Annotated in this window: 12 protein-coding genes and 2 tRNA genes; 6 read left to right on the forward strand and 8 right to left on the reverse strand. The window is 35.1% G+C overall.

Features of this window, described 5'->3' with window-relative positions:
• Positions 1-5,490: T9SS type A sorting domain-containing protein (locus tag Q0787_RS16725; protein ID WP_298904024.1), on the forward strand; the 5,490-nt coding region annotated here is incomplete at its 5' end.
• A gap of 181 nt (positions 5,491-5,671) precedes the next feature.
• On the opposite strand, the gene Q0787_RS16730 is transcribed toward Q0787_RS16725, so the two are convergent.
• Positions 5,672-6,037 carry a hypothetical protein gene (locus Q0787_RS16730; RefSeq protein WP_298904026.1) on the reverse strand — a complete coding sequence of 122 codons (366 nt, stop codon included), beginning with the start codon at positions 6,035-6,037 and terminating at the stop codon, positions 5,672-5,674.
• 84 nt (positions 6,038-6,121) lie between these two features.
• On the reverse strand, positions 6,122-8,671 hold the full coding sequence (locus Q0787_RS16735) for an ATP-dependent Clp protease ATP-binding subunit (protein ID WP_298904326.1): 2,550 nt from the start codon (positions 8,669-8,671) through the stop codon (positions 6,122-6,124).
• A gap of 257 nt (positions 8,672-8,928) precedes the next feature.
• On the opposite strand from Q0787_RS16735, the gene gyrA reads away from it, so the two are divergent.
• Positions 8,929-11,475, forward strand: coding sequence for a DNA gyrase subunit A (gyrA, locus tag Q0787_RS16740; protein WP_298904028.1), 2,547 nt, complete (start codon positions 8,929-8,931; stop codon positions 11,473-11,475).
• Positions 11,476-11,504: 29 nt separating this feature from the next.
• Positions 11,505-12,782 (forward strand): tetratricopeptide repeat protein, encoded by a 1,278-nt coding sequence (locus tag Q0787_RS16745; protein ID WP_298904030.1) that lies wholly within the window; start codon positions 11,505-11,507, stop codon positions 12,780-12,782.
• A gap of 56 nt (positions 12,783-12,838) precedes the next feature.
• Here the strand turns inward: Q0787_RS16745 and Q0787_RS16750 are convergent, their stop codons facing one another.
• Together Q0787_RS16750 and Q0787_RS16755 are read right to left on the reverse strand one after the other, a co-directional pair.
• Positions 12,839-13,588, reverse strand: a complete 750-nt coding sequence (locus tag Q0787_RS16750) for a C40 family peptidase (RefSeq protein ID WP_298904032.1) — start codon at positions 13,586-13,588, stop codon at positions 12,839-12,841.
• Positions 13,589-13,597: 9 nt separating this feature from the next.
• On the reverse strand, positions 13,598-14,776 hold the full coding sequence (locus Q0787_RS16755; protein ID WP_298904034.1) for an acetyl-CoA C-acyltransferase: 1,179 nt from the start codon (positions 14,774-14,776) through the stop codon (positions 13,598-13,600).
• Between the two features lie 157 nt (positions 14,777-14,933).
• Here Q0787_RS16755 and Q0787_RS16760 point away from each other — a divergent pair, with 157 nt between their 5' ends.
• From Q0787_RS16760 to Q0787_RS16770, 3 genes are all read left to right on the forward strand, one after another.
• Positions 14,934-16,979: an HDIG domain-containing metalloprotein gene (locus Q0787_RS16760; RefSeq protein ID WP_298904035.1), complete on the forward strand. Its 2,046-nt coding sequence runs from the start codon at positions 14,934-14,936 to the stop codon at positions 16,977-16,979.
• Positions 16,980-17,074: 95 nt separating this feature from the next.
• Positions 17,075-17,158 (forward strand) — tRNA-Ser (locus Q0787_RS16765).
• Positions 17,159-17,178: 20 nt separating this feature from the next.
• Positions 17,179-17,256: transfer RNA gene (locus Q0787_RS16770), tRNA-Pro, on the forward strand.
• Between the two features lie 431 nt (positions 17,257-17,687).
• Here Q0787_RS16770 and Q0787_RS16775 read toward each other — a convergent pair.
• Genes Q0787_RS16775 through Q0787_RS16790 form a run of 4 tightly spaced genes read right to left on the reverse strand, consistent with a single transcriptional unit; the run spans position 17,688 to position 20,263 of the window.
• The gene (locus Q0787_RS16775; protein ID WP_298904037.1) at positions 17,688-18,152 is read right to left on the reverse strand and encodes a T9SS type A sorting domain-containing protein; all 465 of its coding nucleotides are present in this window, start codon (positions 18,150-18,152) and stop codon (positions 17,688-17,690) included.
• 48 nt (positions 18,153-18,200) lie between these two features.
• Entirely contained in the window at positions 18,201-18,971 is a 771-nt protein-coding gene (locus tag Q0787_RS16780; RefSeq protein WP_298904039.1) for a hypothetical protein, read from the reverse strand.
• 23 nt (positions 18,972-18,994) lie between these two features.
• A complete protein-coding gene (locus tag Q0787_RS16785; protein ID WP_298904041.1) occupies positions 18,995-19,750 on the reverse strand; it encodes a hypothetical protein in 756 nt (251 codons plus the stop codon).
• Positions 19,751-19,792: 42 nt separating this feature from the next.
• The gene (locus Q0787_RS16790; protein ID WP_298904043.1) at positions 19,793-20,263 is read right to left on the reverse strand and encodes a hypothetical protein; all 471 of its coding nucleotides are present in this window, start codon (positions 20,261-20,263) and stop codon (positions 19,793-19,795) included.
• Between the last annotated feature and the right edge of the window lie 6 nt (positions 20,264-20,269).

A 20,269-nucleotide genomic window follows, 5' to 3' on the forward strand; every position in this document is an offset into this window, starting at 1 on the left:
TCATTCGAGCCAGGATCATTAGGATACACTAATGGCGGAACTGGAGCATGTGAGATTTCAGGATCAGTTCAAGGAGAGTTAAGTGGATCATACGATGAGTGTGGTGGAACTTTATATGTAGATTGGACTTACACTGATGATTGTGACAGAACAATCACAGCTAAGAAAACAATCACAGTATTACCAGCGCCAATGGCTGAATTTGATGAAGTGGAAGACATGGAGATTTCATGTGAAGAAGCGAATTCATACGAAGCAGGATCATTAGGATACACTAATGGCGGAACTGGAGCATGTGAGATTTCAGGAGAAGTTCAAGGTGAGTTAAGTGGATCATACGATGAGTGTGGTGGAACACTTACAGTGAACTGGACTTACACAGATGATTGTCAGAGAACAATCGAAGCTAGTAAGACTATTACTGTATTACCAGCACCAATGGCTGAGTTTGATGAAGTGGAAGACATGGAGATTTCATGTGAAGAAGCAAATTCATTCGAAGCAGGATCATTAGGATACACTAATGGTGGAACTGGAGCATGTGAGATTTCAGGATCAGTTCAAGGAGAATTAAGTGGATCATACGATGAGTGTGGTGGAACACTTTATATAGATTGGACTTACACTGATGATTGTGACAGAACAATCACAGCTAAGAAAACAATCACAGTATTACCAGCGCCAATGGCAGAGTTTGATGAAGTAGAAGACATGGAGATTTCATGTGAAGAAGCGAATTCATACGAAGCAGGATCATTAGGATACACTAATGGCGGAACTGGAGCATGTGAGATTTCAGGAGAAGTTCAAGGTGAGTTAAGTGGATCATACGATGAGTGTGGTGGAACGCTTACAGTAAACTGGACTTACACAGATGATTGTCAGAGAACAATCGAAGCAAGTAAGACAATTACTGTATTACCAGCACCAATGGCAGAGTTTGATGAAGTAGAAGACATGGAGATTTCATGTGAAGAAGCAAATTCATTCGAGCCAGGATCATTAGGATACACTAATGGCGGAACTGGAGCATGTGAGATTTCAGGAGAAGTTCAAGGAGAGTTAAGTGGATCATACGATGAGTGTGGTGGAACACTATATATAGATTGGACTTACACTGATGATTGTGATAGAACAATCACAGCTAAGAAAACAATCACAGTATTACCAGCGCCAATGGCAGAGTTTAACGATGTACAAGATATTTCTATAGCTTGTGAGTTAGCTAGCCAATATGAAGTTAATCCATTAGGATACACTAATGGTGGAACTGGAGCATGTGAAATTTCTGGTGAAGTTGATGGTGAATTAAGTGGAACATACGATGAGTGTGGTGGAACCTTATATGTAGATTGGACTTATACTGATGATTGTAATAGAACAATCACGGCAAGAAAAACAATTACAGTTGAGCCAGCACCAATGGCGGAGTTTGATGAAGTAGAAGACATGGAGATTTCATGTGAAGAAGCAAATTCATTCGAAGCAGGATCATTAGGATACACTAATGGAGGAACTGGAGCATGTGAGATTTCAGGAGAAGTTCAAGGAGAGTTAAGCGGATCATACGATGAGTGTGGTGGAGAGCTTTATGTAGATTGGACTTACACTGATGATTGTGACAGAACAATCACAGCTAAGAAAATGATCACAGTATTACCAGCACCAATGGCTGAATTTGATGAAGTAGAAGACATGGAAGTTACATGTGAAGAAGCTGCATCTGTACAGGCAGGATCATTAGGATACACTAATGGCGGAACTGGAGCATGTGAGATTTCAGGATCAGTAGAAGGAGAGTTAAGTGGATCATACGATGAGTGTGGTGGAACACTTACAGTGAACTGGACTTACACAGATGATTGTCAGAGAACAATCGAAGCTAGTAAGACTATTACTGTATTACCAGCACCAATGGCTGAATTTGATGAAGTAGAAGACATGGAAGTTTCATGTGAAGAAGCGAATTCATACGAAGCAGGATCATTAGGATACACTAATGGTGGAACTGGAGCATGTGAGATTTCAGGAGAAGTTCAAGGTGAGTTAAGTGGATCATACGATGAGTGTGGTGGAACACTTACAGTGAACTGGACTTACATAGATGATTGTCAAAGAACAATCCACGCAAGTAAGACAATCACAGTATTACCAGCACCAATGGCAGAGTTTGATGAAGTAGAAGACATGGAGATTTCATGTGAAGAAGCAAATTCATTCGAGCCAGGATCATTAGGATACACTAATGGCGGAACTGGAGCATGTGAGATTTCAGGAGAAGTTCAAGGAGAATTAAGTGGATCATACGATGAGTGTGGTGGACAGTTAGAAGTTGATTGGACTTATACTGATGATTGTGATAGAACAATCACAGCTAAGAAAACAATCACAGTATTACCAGCACCAATGGCTGAATTTGATGAAGTAGAAGACATGGAAGTTACATGTGAAGAAGCTGCATCTGTTCAGGCAGGATCATTAGGATACACTAATGGAGGAACTGGGGCATGTGAGATTTCAGGATCAGTAGAAGGAGAGTTAAGTGGATCATACGATGAGTGTGGTGGAACACTTACAGTGAACTGGACTTACACAGATGATTGTAATAGAACAATCACTGCAAGTAAGACGATCACAGTATTACCTGCACCAGCTGCAGAATTTAATGACCCAGGAGAAATGGAAATTTCTTGTACTGAAGCATTAGATTTTGAATCAACTCCATTAGGATACACTAACGGAGAGACTGGAGCATGTGAGATTTCAGGAGAAGTAGATGGAACAGTAATTGGAGATTACACTACATGTGGAGGATTCATATATGTTGACTATACATTTACTGATGATTGTGGTAGAAAAATTACTGCTAAGAAAGTAATTACTGTATTACCTGCAGAAGAAGCTGAATTTGATGAAGTAGAAGACATGGAAATTTCATGTGAAGAAGCTGAAACATTTGAAGCTGGATCATTAGGATACACTAATGGAGGTAGAAGTACATGTAGAATTGAAGGATCAGTAGAAGGTGAGTTAAGTGGATCATACGATGAGTGTGGTGGAACACTTACTGCTAACTGGACGTATACTGACGAATGTGATAGAACAATCACTGCTAGTAAGACTATTACAGTATTACCAGCGCCAATAGCTGAGTTTGATGAAGTAGAAGACATGGAGATTTCATGTGAAGACGTAGATTCATTCGAAGGCGGATCATTATCTTATAATAATGGTGCAACTGGAGCATGTGAGATTTCTGGATCAGTACAAGGAGTACCGCAACCTTTCGAAGGTAGCTGTGGATCTTTCGAGGTAGATTATACATTTACTGATGAGTGTGGACGTACAATAACAGCTAAGAAAACTGTAACTGTTATTGATAACGAAGCACCAGCTCCTACAGGAGTTTGTGATAATGAAACGATGACAATTGAAGGTTGTCCTGCAACTGCTGAAATCTCTTTACAAATTGGAGATGAAATTAGTATTGCAGATAGAGACTGGACAGTTGGAGGAATTTCAATTGAAGAACTTAACGGTACATTAGCGCCATGTTTCACAGATAACTGTGCAGCAACAAGTGATTTAACTTTCAGAGTAATCGGAAAAGATGCTGAAAGAAAAGATTGCTACGCTACACTTACTGTTACTTTTGAAGTAGAAGATACATGTGAAAACGTATCTGAGCCATTTACTTGTACATTTATTGTAGAAGATACAACGGCACCTACATTCAATGAAGAGTTGCCAGGTGATATTGCTATCGAGTGTGGAGAGGAAATCCCTGCTGCACCAGTATTAACTGCAAGTGATGACTGTTCTGATGCTACTGTGGATTATGATCCAGGTAACTTTAGAAGAGAGTGTAAAGCTGATGACGCTAGTAACCATACATTATGGATTGCTAATAACGGTGGGTTAGATGCATCTAACAGAAACTGGACATCAACTAGTACATCATCATTTGTACAATACTCAAATGGTACTGCTAAATTGACAGGAACAGTTGCTAACGTGAACAATGCTAATCAAATTTTCGAATTTGTTGCATGGTTTAAAGATGCTAGCACATACGAAGAGTGGACATCTATTCCTAATGCAGCGTCTCCAACAGGTTTCCGTCAAGCTAAACTAGACGCAGGAACTTCTAATGGAGCAACATTAGCAGATGCACAAACTTGGACTTATTACCTAATGGATGAATCTAAAGACAATAAGCTAGTTGGACAAGGCGATTACGCTGGAGTAGAGTTATCTCTATCTCATAACCCAACGAACTTAAGATATGGATTACAATATGGTGAGAAAGCTAGTTTACAAAGTAACGGATTAGGAGTGTCAACTTGGATTAAGATTCAAGGAGATTACAACGGAAACAGTTTCAATAGTAATGGTGATTTCAATATCGCATTATCTGATTGTGTTGAAGATCCTAATTTTGATCTTGAAGGACAATGTGATGCTACTATAGTACGTACTTGGACTGCTACTGATGCTTGTGGAAATGAAACTGTTCATACACAAACAATCACGATCAGTGACAATACGCCACCAGTAGTTGAGTGTCCAGAAGATGTAGATTTCGGTTATGTTACTGAAACTCCATCAGGATTTGCTGACAAAGCACCTTATACTGATAACTGTGGTACTTCTGGTCAGACACAAGTGTTCACCGATAGTGAAACTACTGTGACTCCAGGAGATGTTACTCAAGTAAGTACTGAGTTTAGATTTATATTCCAAGCAGGTTACATCTTAACATTTGGAGATGCACCAATAGGAAATGTAAACGACGCTCCGTATTATCAAGGATATGTTACTGATCTTAACGGGGTTCTATTACCTCAATACGGAAACTTTGAGTTAATATTCTTCTTCAATGGATTATTCCAAGACTATAGTATAGTTCAGAATGGTGAAGAAGTTGGATATGGACCAATGATTGATGGATTACCATCTTGTAACTCTGCAGATTGGTATGTAGAAAGTGTTAACGGTCACAACAAAGCATTAACTGTTGAGTGTGGTCAGTACGAATCTACAACTGAGTACTCATTTACACGTACATTCTACGCAGTAGATGAATGTGGAAACGAAGGTGAGTGTTCTGTAGAATACACTTGGACATCTGCTTCAAATGTATCTAGAAACGGAGAAGCTGAAGAAGGATTTGAATTCTATCCAACGAATAGAGATCCTGAGGCTAGAGTTGCTCATGATGTAACTGTAGACTTTAAGGCTTATCCAGTGCCATTTGATAAGGAAGTGAACATTTCATACTCATTTGAGTTTGATACTAATGTAACTATCGAATTATTTGATACTAAAGGTTTATTAATCTTAAGTGAAACAAATGATAGATATGTTACAGGTTCTAAAGACAAGACTACTTTTGACTTGTCAAGAATCTCGAACCAAATGTTCTATGTTAAGTTAACTACAAGTCAAGGATCAGTTACTAAGAAGATCGTATCTTCAGGTAAGAAGTAAATTGATAAATAATTAGGGAAATTCCCTAAGGGTAAATATTAAAGGCAGCTATTTTATAGCTGCCTTTTTTTGTTTAATACTTTTGCATTTAAAGTATATTTCTAATTCCATAATAGAGGTATAGTTTAAGAATAAAATATCAGGTGTTTATTGAGAAGAAAAATAATAATAACCATACAGGTTATACTGTTAGCGTTTGAGCCCAAGTAATGGCTTCGGGTAAGGTGTCAAATATTTCAAAAGGTTTACTAAGAAACAACTTCTCAATTTGCGCAGTGCTTTTTGCCATAAAGTTTTTTGAAACGACACAAAAGCCAACAAGGTTAGGAATCTTTGAGGTTTCCTTATAAATTGCGGGATCTACAGAATATGAATTTATTCTATGAGTAATATAAACAAATGCCTTGTTTTTGTAGTAATTATCAGCAATGTCTGTCAATACAGAATTATGTTCGACAGTAATATTTACGCCAGTATTTACCGTAACTACCATATAGTTATCGTAAATATAAACGTCGCAAAAATCAAGTTTAATTCTGTCTGTCATATTCTAAAGTTAATCATTCTAAAAATTTGAAACAAAAAAAAGCCTCTTTATTTAAAGAGGCTTTTTATAGAAAGTTACTTGAGATTATGACTCTTGTTGTTTTTCAGACTTCTCAATTTTAATAGTTAATTCATCAGACTTTGTATCTAAATCCATAGTAATTGTATCGCCTTCATGTAATTGAGAATTAATAATTTCCTCAGCTAAAGCGTCTTCAATATACTTTTGTATCGCTCTTTTAAGTGGCCTTGCACCATAATCCTTGTCAAAGCCTTTTTCAGCAATATAATCTTTTGCTTTCTTGCTTAACTTTAGTCTATATCCTAGATCTTTTATACGTTTAATGAGGTGAGCCAATTCGATATCAATGATTTTATTAATGTCTTCTCTGTCTAGAGCATTAAACACCATGACATCATCAATTCTATTTAGGAATTCGGGAGCAAATGCCTTTTTGAGTGCATTTTCAATAATACTCCTTGAATTGTCATTAGCCTGAGCTGTTTTAGCCGCAGTACCGAAACCAACACCTTGACCAAAATCTTTTAATTTCCTCGCACCAATGTTTGACGTCATTATAATGATTGTATTTCTAAAATCGATTTTTCGACCTAAACTATCTGTTAAGTAGCCATCATCTAGAACCTGTAAAAGCATATTAAACACATCTGGATGTGCTTTTTCAATTTCATCCAATAAGATTACCGCATACGGCTTTCTTCTTACTTTTTCCGTTAACTGTCCGCCTTCCTCATATCCTACATAGCCTGGAGGAGCTCCAATTAACCTTGAAATAGCAAATTTCTCCATGTATTCGCTCATATCAATTCTAACAAGTGCTTCTTCACTGTCAAATAGTTCTCGAGCCAATACTTTAGCTAACTGTGTTTTACCAACACCGGTTTGTCCCAAAAATATAAATGAACCAATTGGCTTATTTGGATCTTTAAGTCCAGCACGATTACGCTGAATAGCTTTTACAACCTTTGCAACGGCTTCGTCTTGACCAATAACTTTCCCTTTTATAAGTTCAGGTAATTGAGCTAATTTGTTACTTTCTGTTTGGGCGATTCTGTTAACCGGAATACCTGTCATCATTGAAACAACATCTGCAACATTATCTTCTGTAACGAGTTCTCTATGTTGTTTAGTTTCTTCTTGCCATTTTTCTTGAGCAATTGCTAAGTCTTTTTCAAGGCGTTTTTCATCGTCTCTAAGTTTTGCTGCCTCTTCATATTTTTGTTTTTTAACAACTTTGTTCTTAGTTTCCTTGACTTCTTCTAACTTTTTTTCTAGCTCTATAATTTGATCAGGAACATTTATGTTAGTAATATGAACACGTGAGCCGGCTTCATCTAAAGCATCTATCGCTTTGTCTGGAAGAAAGCGTTCGGTCATATATCTATTGGTTAATTTAACGCAAGCCTCAATAGCTTCTGGCGTATAATCAACATTATGATGCTCTTCATATTTACCTTTTATATTATTTAATATCTCAATTGTTTCTTCTACGGTTGTTGGTTCTACAATGACCTTTTGGAAACGACGCTCTAGAGCTCCATCTTTTTCTATATACTGTCTGTATTCGTCTAAGGTTGTTGCTCCAATACATTGGATTTCACCTCTTGCTAAAGCAGGCTTAAACATATTTGATGCGTCCAAACTACCTGTTGCACCTCCTGCACCAACGATTGTATGAATTTCATCTATAAAGAGAATAATGTCATCATTCTTCTCTAATTCGTTCATTACAGCCTTCATGCGTTCTTCAAATTGACCTCGATATTTTGTTCCAGCCACTAAACTTGCTAAATCTAAAGTAACAACACGTTTATTAAACAGTATTCTTGAAACTTTTCTTTTCACTATTCTAAGGGCTAGACCTTCAGCAATTGCCGACTTACCAACACCGGGTTCTCCTATCAATAAAGGATTGTTCTTTTTACGTCTACTCAAAATTTGGGAGACACGTTGTATTTCCTTTTCTCTTCCTACAACGGGATCAAGTTTACCTTCTTCTGCTAGAACTGTAAGGTCTCTTCCAAAGTTATCCAAAACTGGGGTTTTAGACTTTTTAGTTGATTTAGCCGAAGATTGTCCAAAAGGGTTCTCTTTAGCAGCCTCGTCTTCATTAGGCTCGTCATCAGAGAACGACTCAGATTTTGGAAGATCTATATAATCATCATCATTTGTAATCATAAATTTGAATTGTTCTTTTACATTATCATAATCTACCTTTAACTTATTCAAAAGTTTTGTGGTAGGGTCGTTTTCATTTCTTAAAATGCACAATAATAAATGTGCGGTATTAATAGATGTACTCTGAAATAATTTAGCTTCTAAAAAAGTTGTTTTCAGAGCGCGTTCTGCTTGTCTTGTTAGATGTAAGTTCTTCTTTTCGTTCGAAGCAGTCGTGATATTGGGATTGGCAGGGCTTAAAATTTCAACCTTTCTTCTTAAATGATTGAGGTCAATATCCAACGCATTTAATATATCAATAGCTTTGCCATTACCATCACGAAGAAGTCCCAGCATTAAATGCTCGGTACCTATAAAATCATGACCTAAACGTAAAGCTTCTTCTTTGCTGTACGCAATTACATCCTTAACTCTTGGGGAAAAATTATCGTCCATAGTAATCTCTTTCTGCATTAAAAATAATAAAATCTACCTATAAAAGGGCAAAAACTATACCTTAAATATAGTAGTAGTACTAATAGAGTGAAAAAACTTTACAAATTCAAAGTATTTAACAAGATACTTATTAAAAATCGAGCTTAAATTTGTTAATAAATAGTTCTAAATTTTGACTTTATAAGTCGCCCAAACACTATGAAAATCGTTATCTTAGCACGATTTGAAAACCTACAAAAATCTAATTTATATAATATATGGAAGAAGGAGAGAAATTGATCCCTATAAACATTGAGGATGAAATGAAATCTGCCTACATTGATTATTCAATGTCGGTCATTGTGTCACGTGCATTACCAGATGTTAGAGATGGTTTAAAGCCTGTACATAGACGTGTACTTTATGGAATGCATGAACTTGGTGTTAGATCAAATACTGCTCATAAAAAATCGGCAAGAATTGTTGGAGAGGTACTAGGAAAGTATCACCCTCACGGAGATACGTCGGTTTATGATGCTATGGTTCGTATGGCTCAGGAATGGAGTTTACGCTATATGTTAGTTGATGGTCAAGGTAACTTTGGTTCTATTGATGGTGACAGTCCTGCAGCGATGCGTTATACTGAGGCCAGAATGAAAAAGATATCTGAAGAAATGTTGGCAGATATTGACAAAGAAACGGTAGATCATAAATTAAATTTTGATGATACACTTCAGGAACCTACAGTACTTCCAACGAGAATTCCAGGACTTTTAGTAAATGGTGCTTCAGGTATTGCTGTGGGAATGGCAACCAATATGCCGCCACATAATTTATCGGAAGTTATAGAAGGGACAGTAGCTTATATTGATAACAATGACATTGAAATTGATGAGCTTATTCAACACGTAAAAGCACCAGATTTTCCAACAGGTGGAACCATTTATGGTTATGATGGTGTTCGAGAAGCCTTCAAAACTGGTCGTGGACGAATTGTAATTCGCGGTAAAGCTAGAATAGAAGAAGTACAAGGAAGAGAATGTATTATTGTTACAGAGATTCCTTATCAGGTGAATAAGGCAGATATGATTAAAAAAACTGCCGACTTAGTTAATGACAAAAAGATTGATGGTATTTCTCTTATTAGAGATGAATCAGATAGAAAAGGAATGCGAATTGTTTATGTTTTAAAACGTGATGCTATTCCAAATATCGTTCTAAACATGTTGTATAAATATACAGCATTGCAGTCTTCATTTAGTGTCAATAATATTGCCTTGGTAAATGGTCGTCCGCAATTATTGAATCTTAAAGAAATGATTCATCATTTTGTAGAGCATAGACATGAAGTTGTTGTTAGACGTACTAAGTATGAATTACGAAAAGCAGAAGAACGTGCGCATATATTAGAAGGTTTAATTATTGCTTCAGATAATATTGACGAAGTTATTGCTCTAATTCGTGCATCATCTAATGCAGAGGAAGCTCGTGCAAAATTAATTGAACGATTTAAACTTTCTGAAATACAAGCCAAGGCAATCGTAGAAATGCGATTACGTCAACTTACAGGTTTAGAGCAAGACAAATTACGTTCTGAATATGATGAGTTAATGAAGACTATTGATGATCTTAAGGATATTCTTGATAAGAAAGATCGTCGTTATGATATTATTAAAGACGAACTTCTTGTTATTAATGACAAATATGGAGATGAACGCCGTTCTCAAATTGAATATGCAGGAGGTGATTTGAGTATTGAAGATATGATTCCAGATGAGCAAGTAGTTATTACAATTTCTCATGCAGGATACATTAAAAGAACATCCCTTACAGAATATAAAACTCAAAATAGAGGAGGAGTTGGTCAAAAAGCGTCAACAACGCGTAATGAAGATTTCTTAGAGCACTTATTCGTAGGAACGAACCATCAGTACATGTTATTCTTTACACAAAAAGGAAAATGTTTCTGGATGCGTGTTTATGAAATTCCTGAAGGAAGTAAAACATCTAAAGGACGTGCCATTCAAAACTTAATTAATATTGAACAAGATGATAAAGTTATGGCTTTCATCTGTACTCAAGATTTAAAAGATGAAGATTATATCAATAGTCACTATGTAATCATGGCCACTAAAAAGGGTCAGGTGAAGAAAACCTCTTTAGAGCAATATTCTAGACCTCGAACTAATGGTATAAATGCTATTACTATCAAAGAGGATGATGAATTATTAGAAGCTAAATTGACTACAGGGAATAGTCAAGTAATGCTAGCTCTAAAATCAGGGAAGGCTATTCGTTTTGAAGAAGAAAAAACAAGACCAATGGGTAGAAATGCCTCTGGTGTGCGAGGAATTCGTTTAGCTAATGATGCTGATGAAGTTATCGGGATGATTGCCATTGAAAATCCGCAAGAAGAATCTGTTTTGGTGGTTTCTGAAAAAGGCTACGGAAAACGAAGCTATATTGACGATCCAGAAGATGGTGAAGCAATTTACAGAATTACAAACCGTGGAGGAAAAGGAGTTAAAACAATTTCCGTTACTGAGAAAACGGGTCATTTAGTAGCTATTAAATCAGTGACAGATGAAGATGATTTAATGATTATTAATAGATCTGGTATTGCCATTAGAATGGAAGTAAAAGATCTTCGAGTTATGGGAAGAGCAACACAAGGTGTTAAATTGATTAACCTAAAAGGTAGCGATTCTATTGCGGCCGTTGCTAAAGTGATGAAGGAAGATGAGGAAGAAAATGACACAGAGGATTCTGATATTCAAGATGTTAACAATAGTGGCACAACTCTTGATTCTAACGAAGAAGAATAAATTACATTAACACTAAAAATAACTTAATAATGAGAAAACAAATTGTAGTTGCTTTGGCACTTTTAGTTAGCACGATTTCATTTGCTCAAAAGAATGAAATAAAAGCTGCTGAAAAAGCAATAAAATCTGGTAACTATGCCGACGCTAAATCGGCTATTCAATCGGCCGAATCTTTAATTGGAAGCGCTGATGCGAAAATGAAAGCGAAGTTTTATTTCTTAAAAGGAAAGGCTTTTTACGCTGCAGGAGTAGGATCTAATGATGATATGGATACTGCGATCGAGAGTTTTAATAAAGCAAAGGAAATTGAAGCTCAAGCTGGAAAATTAAAGTATACAGAGGATATCAACGTCCTTAAAGGACAAATGCTAAACTCTGTTTTGACGAAAGCTCAGACACTACTTCAGAATAAAGATTATATGAAATCTTCTGCTAGTTTTGAAAAGGCTTATAAGATGTCTCCTAGCGATACATTGTACTTGTATTATGCAGCATCAACAGCAGTAACTGCTCAAGACTATGTAACTTCATTAAAGTATTATGAAGAATTAAGAGATTTAGGTTTTGAAGGAAAAGGATTTCAGTATTATGCAATGAATAAAGAAACTGGAGAGGAAGAATTATTTGATAATGTAGTGTTAAGAGATGCTTCTTTAAAGGCTGGAACTCATATCGTACCTAAAGATAAGGCAACACCTTCTAAATCTGCCGAAATTGTTAAGAATATTGCCTTAATTCATGTCTCAAATGGTGATAATGAAAAAGCATTAAAAGCAATGGCAGACGCAAGAGCTTTGAATCCAGATGACTTAGGACTTTTAATTTCTGAGGCGAACGTTCAATTAAAAATGGGAAATAGAGATCGATTTAAGGAACTCATGCAAGAAGCAACTGTACAAGATCCTAACAATGCAGAATTGCAGTACAACCTTGGTGTTATTGCTGCAGAAGCTGGAGAGAATGATGCTGCAAAGAAGTATTACGAGAAGGCCATTTCTTTAGACCCTTCTTATACAGATGCATATAATAACATGGCTGTTTTAATTTTAAGTGGTGAAAAATCTATCGTAGAAGAGATGAACTCTTTAGGAACATCTTCGGCAGATAACAAACGATATGACGAGTTGAGAGAAGAACGTAAAAAAATATACGAATCTGCAATTCCATTTTTAGAAACGACACTTAAGTTAAAGCCTAAAAATATCCAGGCTGCTCAAACACTTATGAATATTTACAGTGCAACGGCACAAACAGAAAAGTTTAAAGCGATGAGAGCTAGAGTTGAAGAATTAGAAGCGGGAAACTAATTGATTCATCTAACTAAGAATTAAAAAAAGCGACTAATTTTAGTCGCTTTTTTTAATTATATAATTTTCTTAATGACTCTTAATTTATGGGTGTGACTACGTTTATCAACATTGTAAATACCCGAATGATCTAATCGATCTATTCTAACCTTTCCATGGGCATGAATAATATAATTATCTTTCATAATAATACCTACATGCGTAATATGACCTTCAGAGTTATCAAAAAAAGCTAGATCTCCTGGTTCACTTTCTTCAATAAAACTTAAGGCTTGACCCTGAGTTGCCTGCTGCGAAGCATCTCTAAGCAGTTGATAACCATTAATCTTATAAACCATTTGGGTAAACCCAGAGCAGTCAATACCAAAAGGTGTTTTTCCACCCCAAAGATATGGTGCATTTAGGTAGGTGAATGCGGTGTTGAGTAAGTTCGATTTATCTTGTTGTTCAGCAATAGAGTTGCCATCAAAAGAATGTTCTAATAGGTTTAGACCATTTAAAGAAGACCCTAAAGGAATGGTATGTAATTGCTGATTTTTATCCTGAACAAATTCTATTAAATCGGTAGAAAGAATATGACTTTGTTGTTTGATTGTTTTATAAGCATCTTCATTAATTTCGAGATACTGTTTATTATCAATCCAACCTTCATATTTATCATAAGCAAGCCGAATTCTGCTCCAAGATTTACGTTGTTCAAGTACCTTGAAAATTTCACCATAAAGTACCTGTGAAACTAACTCACTTGGGTCACTGGGTTCAATTCTAAGAGGAACAATGCTCAGATTACAAATTCCGTATTGCATTAAGCTATATTAATTACGTTCAATTACTACTGCCGAAGCACCACCACCACCATTGCAAATAGCAGCGGCTCCAATTTTTGCATCGTTTTGTTCAAGAACACTTAACAATGTGATAAGTATTCTAACTCCAGAACACCCTAACGGATGCCCTAACGATACGGCACCTCCGTTTACATTAACGTTACTATCGTTAAGTCCTAGTATTTTCATATTGGCTAAACCAACTACAGAAAAAGCCTCGTTAAATTCAAAATAATCAACATCGTTGAGTGTTATTCCGGCTTTGTCTAAAGCCTTTGGTAATGCTTTAGCAGGCGCAGTTGTAAACCATTTAGGTTCGTGGGCTGCATCTGCATAACTTTTTATTGTAGCTAATGGTTTTAATCCTAATTCATTTGCTTTGTCTTTGCTCATTAACACCATTGCTCCGGCTCCATCATTTATTGTAGAAGCGTTTGCTGCGGTTACGGTTCCTTCTTTAGTAAAAGCGGGACGTAAAGCTGGAATTTTTTCCATTTTCACATTCGTATATTCTTCATCTTTTGCCACAATCACTGGTTCACCGCGACGTTGTGGTACTTCTACAGGGACTACCTCATTATCAAATTTACCTGCATCCCAAGCTGAAGCAGATCTATTATAAGACTGAATAGCAAAAGCATCTTGGTCTTCTCTAGAAAAATCATATTCTGCAGCACACGCATCAGCACATACTCCCATAGCGTTTTGGTCGTAGACATCAACCAAACCGTCTTTTTGCATACCATCTTCCATTTTGGCTGGACCAAATTTTGTAGCCGAACGCGCATGGTAATAATGAGGTATTAAACTCATATTCTCCATACCTCCAGCAACAACAATATCAGTATCACCAAGCGCAATAGATTGCGTTGCTTGCATCACAGTTTTCATTCCTGAAGCACAAACTTTGTTTATTGTAGTACACGGTACTGTATCTGGAATACCAGCATAAATGGCCGCTTGACGCGCAGGTGCCTGACCTGTTCCAGCCTGAACAACATTACCCATTAAAACCTCTTCAACCATTTCTGGTTTTAAATTAATTTTATCTAAAGCCCCTTTTATGGCAATGGCACCTAATTTTGGTGCAGGAATTGTTGATAAAGCTCCTAAAAAACTTCCTATTGGAGTTCTTGCAGTTGATACAATAACGACGTCTCTACTCATTTTAAATCTATTTTGTTTTGTAGCTGCAAAATTAATCATTTTTTAATAAAAAGACAGCTTCAATACGATAACATCGGTTCTATTATATTTTCTTACTTTTGAAAGTATTAGTACGTATTGCCCATAATTGTTAAATCGTACTTTAACTCCTATAATAATGAATGATTTAATTAATAAGTGGTATCGAAATCATGCACTTTTATATAAAGTGCTTTTGTTTTTAAGTACTACCTTTTTGATTGTTTATTTATTTCCGAAGAGCGGAAAATTTAAATATGATTTTGATAAAGGAAAGCCTTGGCAGTCTGAAAGTTTGCTCGCGCCATTCGATTTTGCCATAAAAAAATCTAATGAGGAAATTAAAAACGAACGGCAAGAGGCTTCAGAAAAGAGTGCCGTTTATTTCGACATTAATACTTTGGTTGAATCATCTGTTCTAAGTGACTATTCTGAAAAATTCAAAGCATCATTTAATGACAGTATTGTTAGGACACATCGTAATTTATATAGCGTAGGTGAATCTGCAATTCTAGATATTTATGAGTTTGGAGTTTTAGATGAAGATTATGACTATTTAAACGATAAGAATGTCATATTATTAGAACAGCAGACACAATATGATGAGACTCAATTTTCAAATCTTACAAAATTTGATGGGTTTAGAAGTGTTATTGAAAGGAAATTGGCAGACAATGGTTTATCTCGGTTTGATGCCACTTTTGTTTCCATGTTTTTTAATATTATAAAACCTAATTTAAGTTTAAATGCGTCCTTTACTCAAAATGCTTTAAATGAAAGGTTAGAAGGTATTTCGAGTGTTAGAGGTAGAATTGAGAAGGGAACTTTAATTATATCTAAAGGTGAGCTCGTTGAAGGGAACAAATACGATATCTTAACATCCTTGGAAACCGAATACGAATCTCAAGTTTGGAACGAGTCTAATTATAACTTAATTGTATTTGCCTATGCCTTACTTGTAGCATTGGCCTTGTTAATGCTTTTATTGTTTCTACGGAAATATAGAATGGATGTTTTCTTAGATAATACTAAAGTCACCTTTATATTCTTTAATATTTTATTAATGATTTTGTTGACCACATTAATCATTAATTATAATTCTCAGTATGTTTACGTAGTACCTTTGTGTATTCTTCCATTAGTTTTAAAAGCATTTTTTGACGCAAGGTTGGGATTATTTGCACATGTCCTTACAGTATTACTCTTAGGCTTTATTGTGCCAAATAGTTATGAATATATGTTTTTGCAAATTATTGCGGGAATCGTAACTATTTTGACCGTTTCAGAATTATACAAACGTGCCAACCTATTTATTTCAGTTGGGCAAATAACCTTAATATACATTATAGCTTATTTTGCGTTTTTTGTAATTCAAGAAGGCGATATCACCAATTTGAATCCTACTACTTTTGGACTTTTCGTACTTGGTGGACTGGCAACGTTATTTGTACAACCTCTCATCTATATTTATGAAAAGTTATTTGGTTTAGTCTCTGATGTTTCTTTATTAGAACTTTCAGATACGAATACAAAACTTTTGAAGCAACTTGCCAATAAAGCACCGGGTACATTTCATCATTCTTTAAACGTAGCCAATTTGGCTGAGGCATCTGCAAATGAAATAGGAGCGAACGCTATGCTTATTAGGGTAGGAGCATTGTATCATGATATTGGAAAGATGAAGAACCCAACCTATTTCACAGAAAATCAGGCTACAGGTATTAATCCGCATGACGAACTATCGTCTAGAGAGAGTGCCAAAATTATAATTGATCATACTTTAGATGGCATTGAGATTGCAAAGAAGCATAATTTGCCAGATCGAGTTATTGATTTTATTAGGACGCATCATGGTACAAGTTTAGTGTATTATTTCTACCGAAAAGAGAAAGAACTTAATGACGATACGAACGATGCAGATTTTAGATATCCAGGACCCCAGCCTTTTAGTAAAGAAACAGCCATACTTATGATGTGCGATAGTGTTGAAGCCGCTTCTAAGAGTCTTAAAGAGCCTACAACAACGAAGATTGATAAGTTTGTAGAAAGTATTATTAGCAAACAAATGGAAGATGGTCAATTTTTAAATGCGAATATTACCTTTAAGGAAATTCAATCTATCAAAAAAGTGCTTAAAACGAAGTTAGCCAACATATTCCATCTAAGAATTGAATATCCCGAATAAATTTTACTGAAAAAAATATAAAAAATTGTTGTGTTGTTGCTAATGAAAAGTTACATTTGCATCCCATTAAAAAGACGTTCTTTTTAAATTTTATTGGAGAGGTGCCAGAGTGGTAATGGAGCAGATTGCTAATCTGTCAACGCGTAAGTGTTGCCCGGGTTCGAATCCCGGTCTCTCCGCTTTTTTTGATAACCATTTTCGGGGTGTAGCGTAGCCCGGTTATCGCGCCGCGTTTGGGACGCGGAGGTCGCAGGTTCGAATCCTGCCACCCCGACCAGTTAAAGCAGAGAGGCTCTCGTAGAAAATTTATTTTCTTAAGAGAGCCTTTTTGTTTTTAGATAAAATTAAAGCGACACTTTAATTTGTAACAACCTACAATCAGGATCAGTGTAGCTAATCCTGCCACCTCGACTTTTTATAAAATCAATTAGTAGGAAAAACTTGGTAATCGTATAATTATCAAGCCTTTGTCATTTTAGGTAATCATTTAGTTTGATATGATTTAAAAATAATAAGTTACCTCTGCAGTTACCTTGTTTTAAAATGCCTTAAAAAGCTAGCCAAAATCATCTGATTTGACTTTTGTTTTTCAATATATAATTCTTAAAGCAAAAGTGTATGAAAACTTCAAATTTATTTAGCACTCTTTTTGGTTAAAACTTATGCTTTACAGCTCTTCGCTCTATGAGCACTCTTTTTAAATGAGCTTTAATAAGTGCTAACAATAATCTTTTTATTTATAACGAAATTTCCTGTCTTAAGTCTTAGAAAGTAAATCCCTGAAGATAGGTATCCAATTTTAACGTTATTAGTATTTTTAATATTAACTACCTTTTTACCTAAGCTATTATACATTTCAATTGAATCAATTAAAAGAAATGTTTTAATATTTATTTCTGATGTAGTAGGATTTGGAAAAATTAAAATACCATTTTCTTCAATATCATCTATTCCTAATGTAGTACTAAAACCGTCAGAATTTATAAAACCTTCAGATATATGTACATTACCTGCACTTAATTCTTGTACATTAACCTCGCCAATGGTGTATATAACTTGAATATTTCCAGAAATTATAGATGCACCACCGCTATCTAAACTAAACTTTTCTATGATTTGCGCTTGAGAAAAAACAGAAAAGCATATCACTATAATAAATGCAAACGTTCTCATAATACTATTTTCTTTTAAAAATTTATCTCTTCTTTTAATAATCATGTACTATTCGGTTGTAAGTAGTTGATAAACAATTGAAATCTGATCTGTTCGCATCACAGCTCCCCAATCATTATCTATTTTAAAGCCAATTATTTTATCATTATTATCTAACTCATAATCGTAAAATGATGAATTTTGAAAACCTCCATCATAGGTTACAGATGCTTCGCTAATTTGTTTTGACGATAAATAATATAGTGTTTCAAACTCTATTGATGATAAAATAAAAATAAGATGTAAGGGTACATGACTAGTACTAAAAATACCTTCTGAAGCATTTGGATTAGTAAAACTTAACGAACGTTCAATATCACCGCTCACAATTCTAGTTAGGTTATCTGAGCTATCAAAATAAAATACTGAAGAGGATCCCAATGTATAAATGTTATTGTCTGAATCGTAGGTTATGTCAAAACTATTGGAATTACTAGAGTTTACTAATTGTATACTGCTTAAGATATTATTTGTATAGAGGAACGTATATTGCAAAGACTCTCCTTTTGTTACTTGATTTATTTTGCCATTGCTGTATGTAATGTTATAACTTCCATCATCTATATTGTTGTATTGAAAATTTAAGTTACTAATTTGGTTTGCATCGTTATATTCAATTAAACATGTTCTTTGGTTATTATTGCCGTAAATCACATCTATTTGTTTAGGTATATACAGTTCTGTTGGTGGAGAGGCAGAATTGGTATAATCATCATCACTACTACAGCTAAATAATAAAAGGATAATACTCAAACTTATTTTTACTATTGTTGTTTTCATAGTTTAAAGTGGTTTATTGGCATTTAATTAATAGTTCTTAATTCATAATCTATAACAATATCTTCTATAACACCACTTTCAAGGTTTACTTTATAAGAAGAAATATTTCCATTTTCATCTAGCTGGTAATCTGAATAATTTTCTATTGTTCCTGCTCCGCTAAAATTAAATTGAACATTATTTATACGCTGATTAGCCAAATAATAAAACAGTTTTAATTCATTAGCACTAGCCAAAAAATGCATTGGTAAGGGCAAGGATGCATCTGGACTATACATGCCTTTATGACCTGAATTATTACTATAACTAATTTGTGTTAAAAAGAGACCATTATTTGCTGTGATTAGATTATGAGATGTATTAAAATAATACTCAGCTACACCATCTATCGTATATTTATTATTCATGGGCTCGTAGGCTACACTAAGAGTACCACCACCAACCTCATCTACGATACTACTTAATATGCCACTGGTATAGTGAAAAGTAATAATAGGCATTGTATTATTCAAGACTTGATATAGCCTGCCATCAGAATAAATTAATCCTATACTGAATGAGCTTCCGTTATAGTCTAATTGCAAACTGTTTATTTGGTTATCATCATTATAAGATACCTCCATCCCTCCCATATTTCCATCACTATCTGTAACGGTAACATTAGTTGGTAGATATATTTCTACTGGTTGTACTGGAGCCGTATTTCCGTCATCATCGCTACTACAGTTAACGGATGTAATTATTACACCACATAAAATTATTAGTCTTAGAGTTTTCATAGTTTTCATTTTTTTATTACCAATTCTACTTTAGCGTTTTATCTACTCAAAAGCAAAAGTTCCATAAACCTCTAAGTCATAATCTACTACACTGTCATAGAAAGTAGTTTCAGTATTTAACATCAATTGGGTATCTGTTACACTAACTGTGTCAAAGTTTATTACATCTCCACTTGTTTGTGTTAGAATCAAACTATCATCAGTATTTATTAACCAGGTAAATGGTGATTGTGCTTGAGGGTTGGTAAGTGTCCCCGTAAAATCTGAATTAAATACTATGGTAGTGCCTGACAAATCATCCATTATTCCGTCTTCTATTTCTTGAGAAGTTGCAGTGGAAGGCCCGGCATCTCTTATTTCTAGTACAGTAAAACTTTCTAAAGACCATGAGCCATGGCTCACAAGAAGTTGAGCCACTGTTGGTGGATTTTGGTTATTAGCATCATCATCACTGGAGCATGACCACACCAATGTGATACATAAAAATAAAATTACATACTTAGTCGATTTCATATTAAC

It is taken from the genome of uncultured Psychroserpens sp. (assembly GCF_947492715.1).
GTDB lineage: Bacteria > Bacteroidota > Bacteroidia > Flavobacteriales > Flavobacteriaceae > Psychroserpens.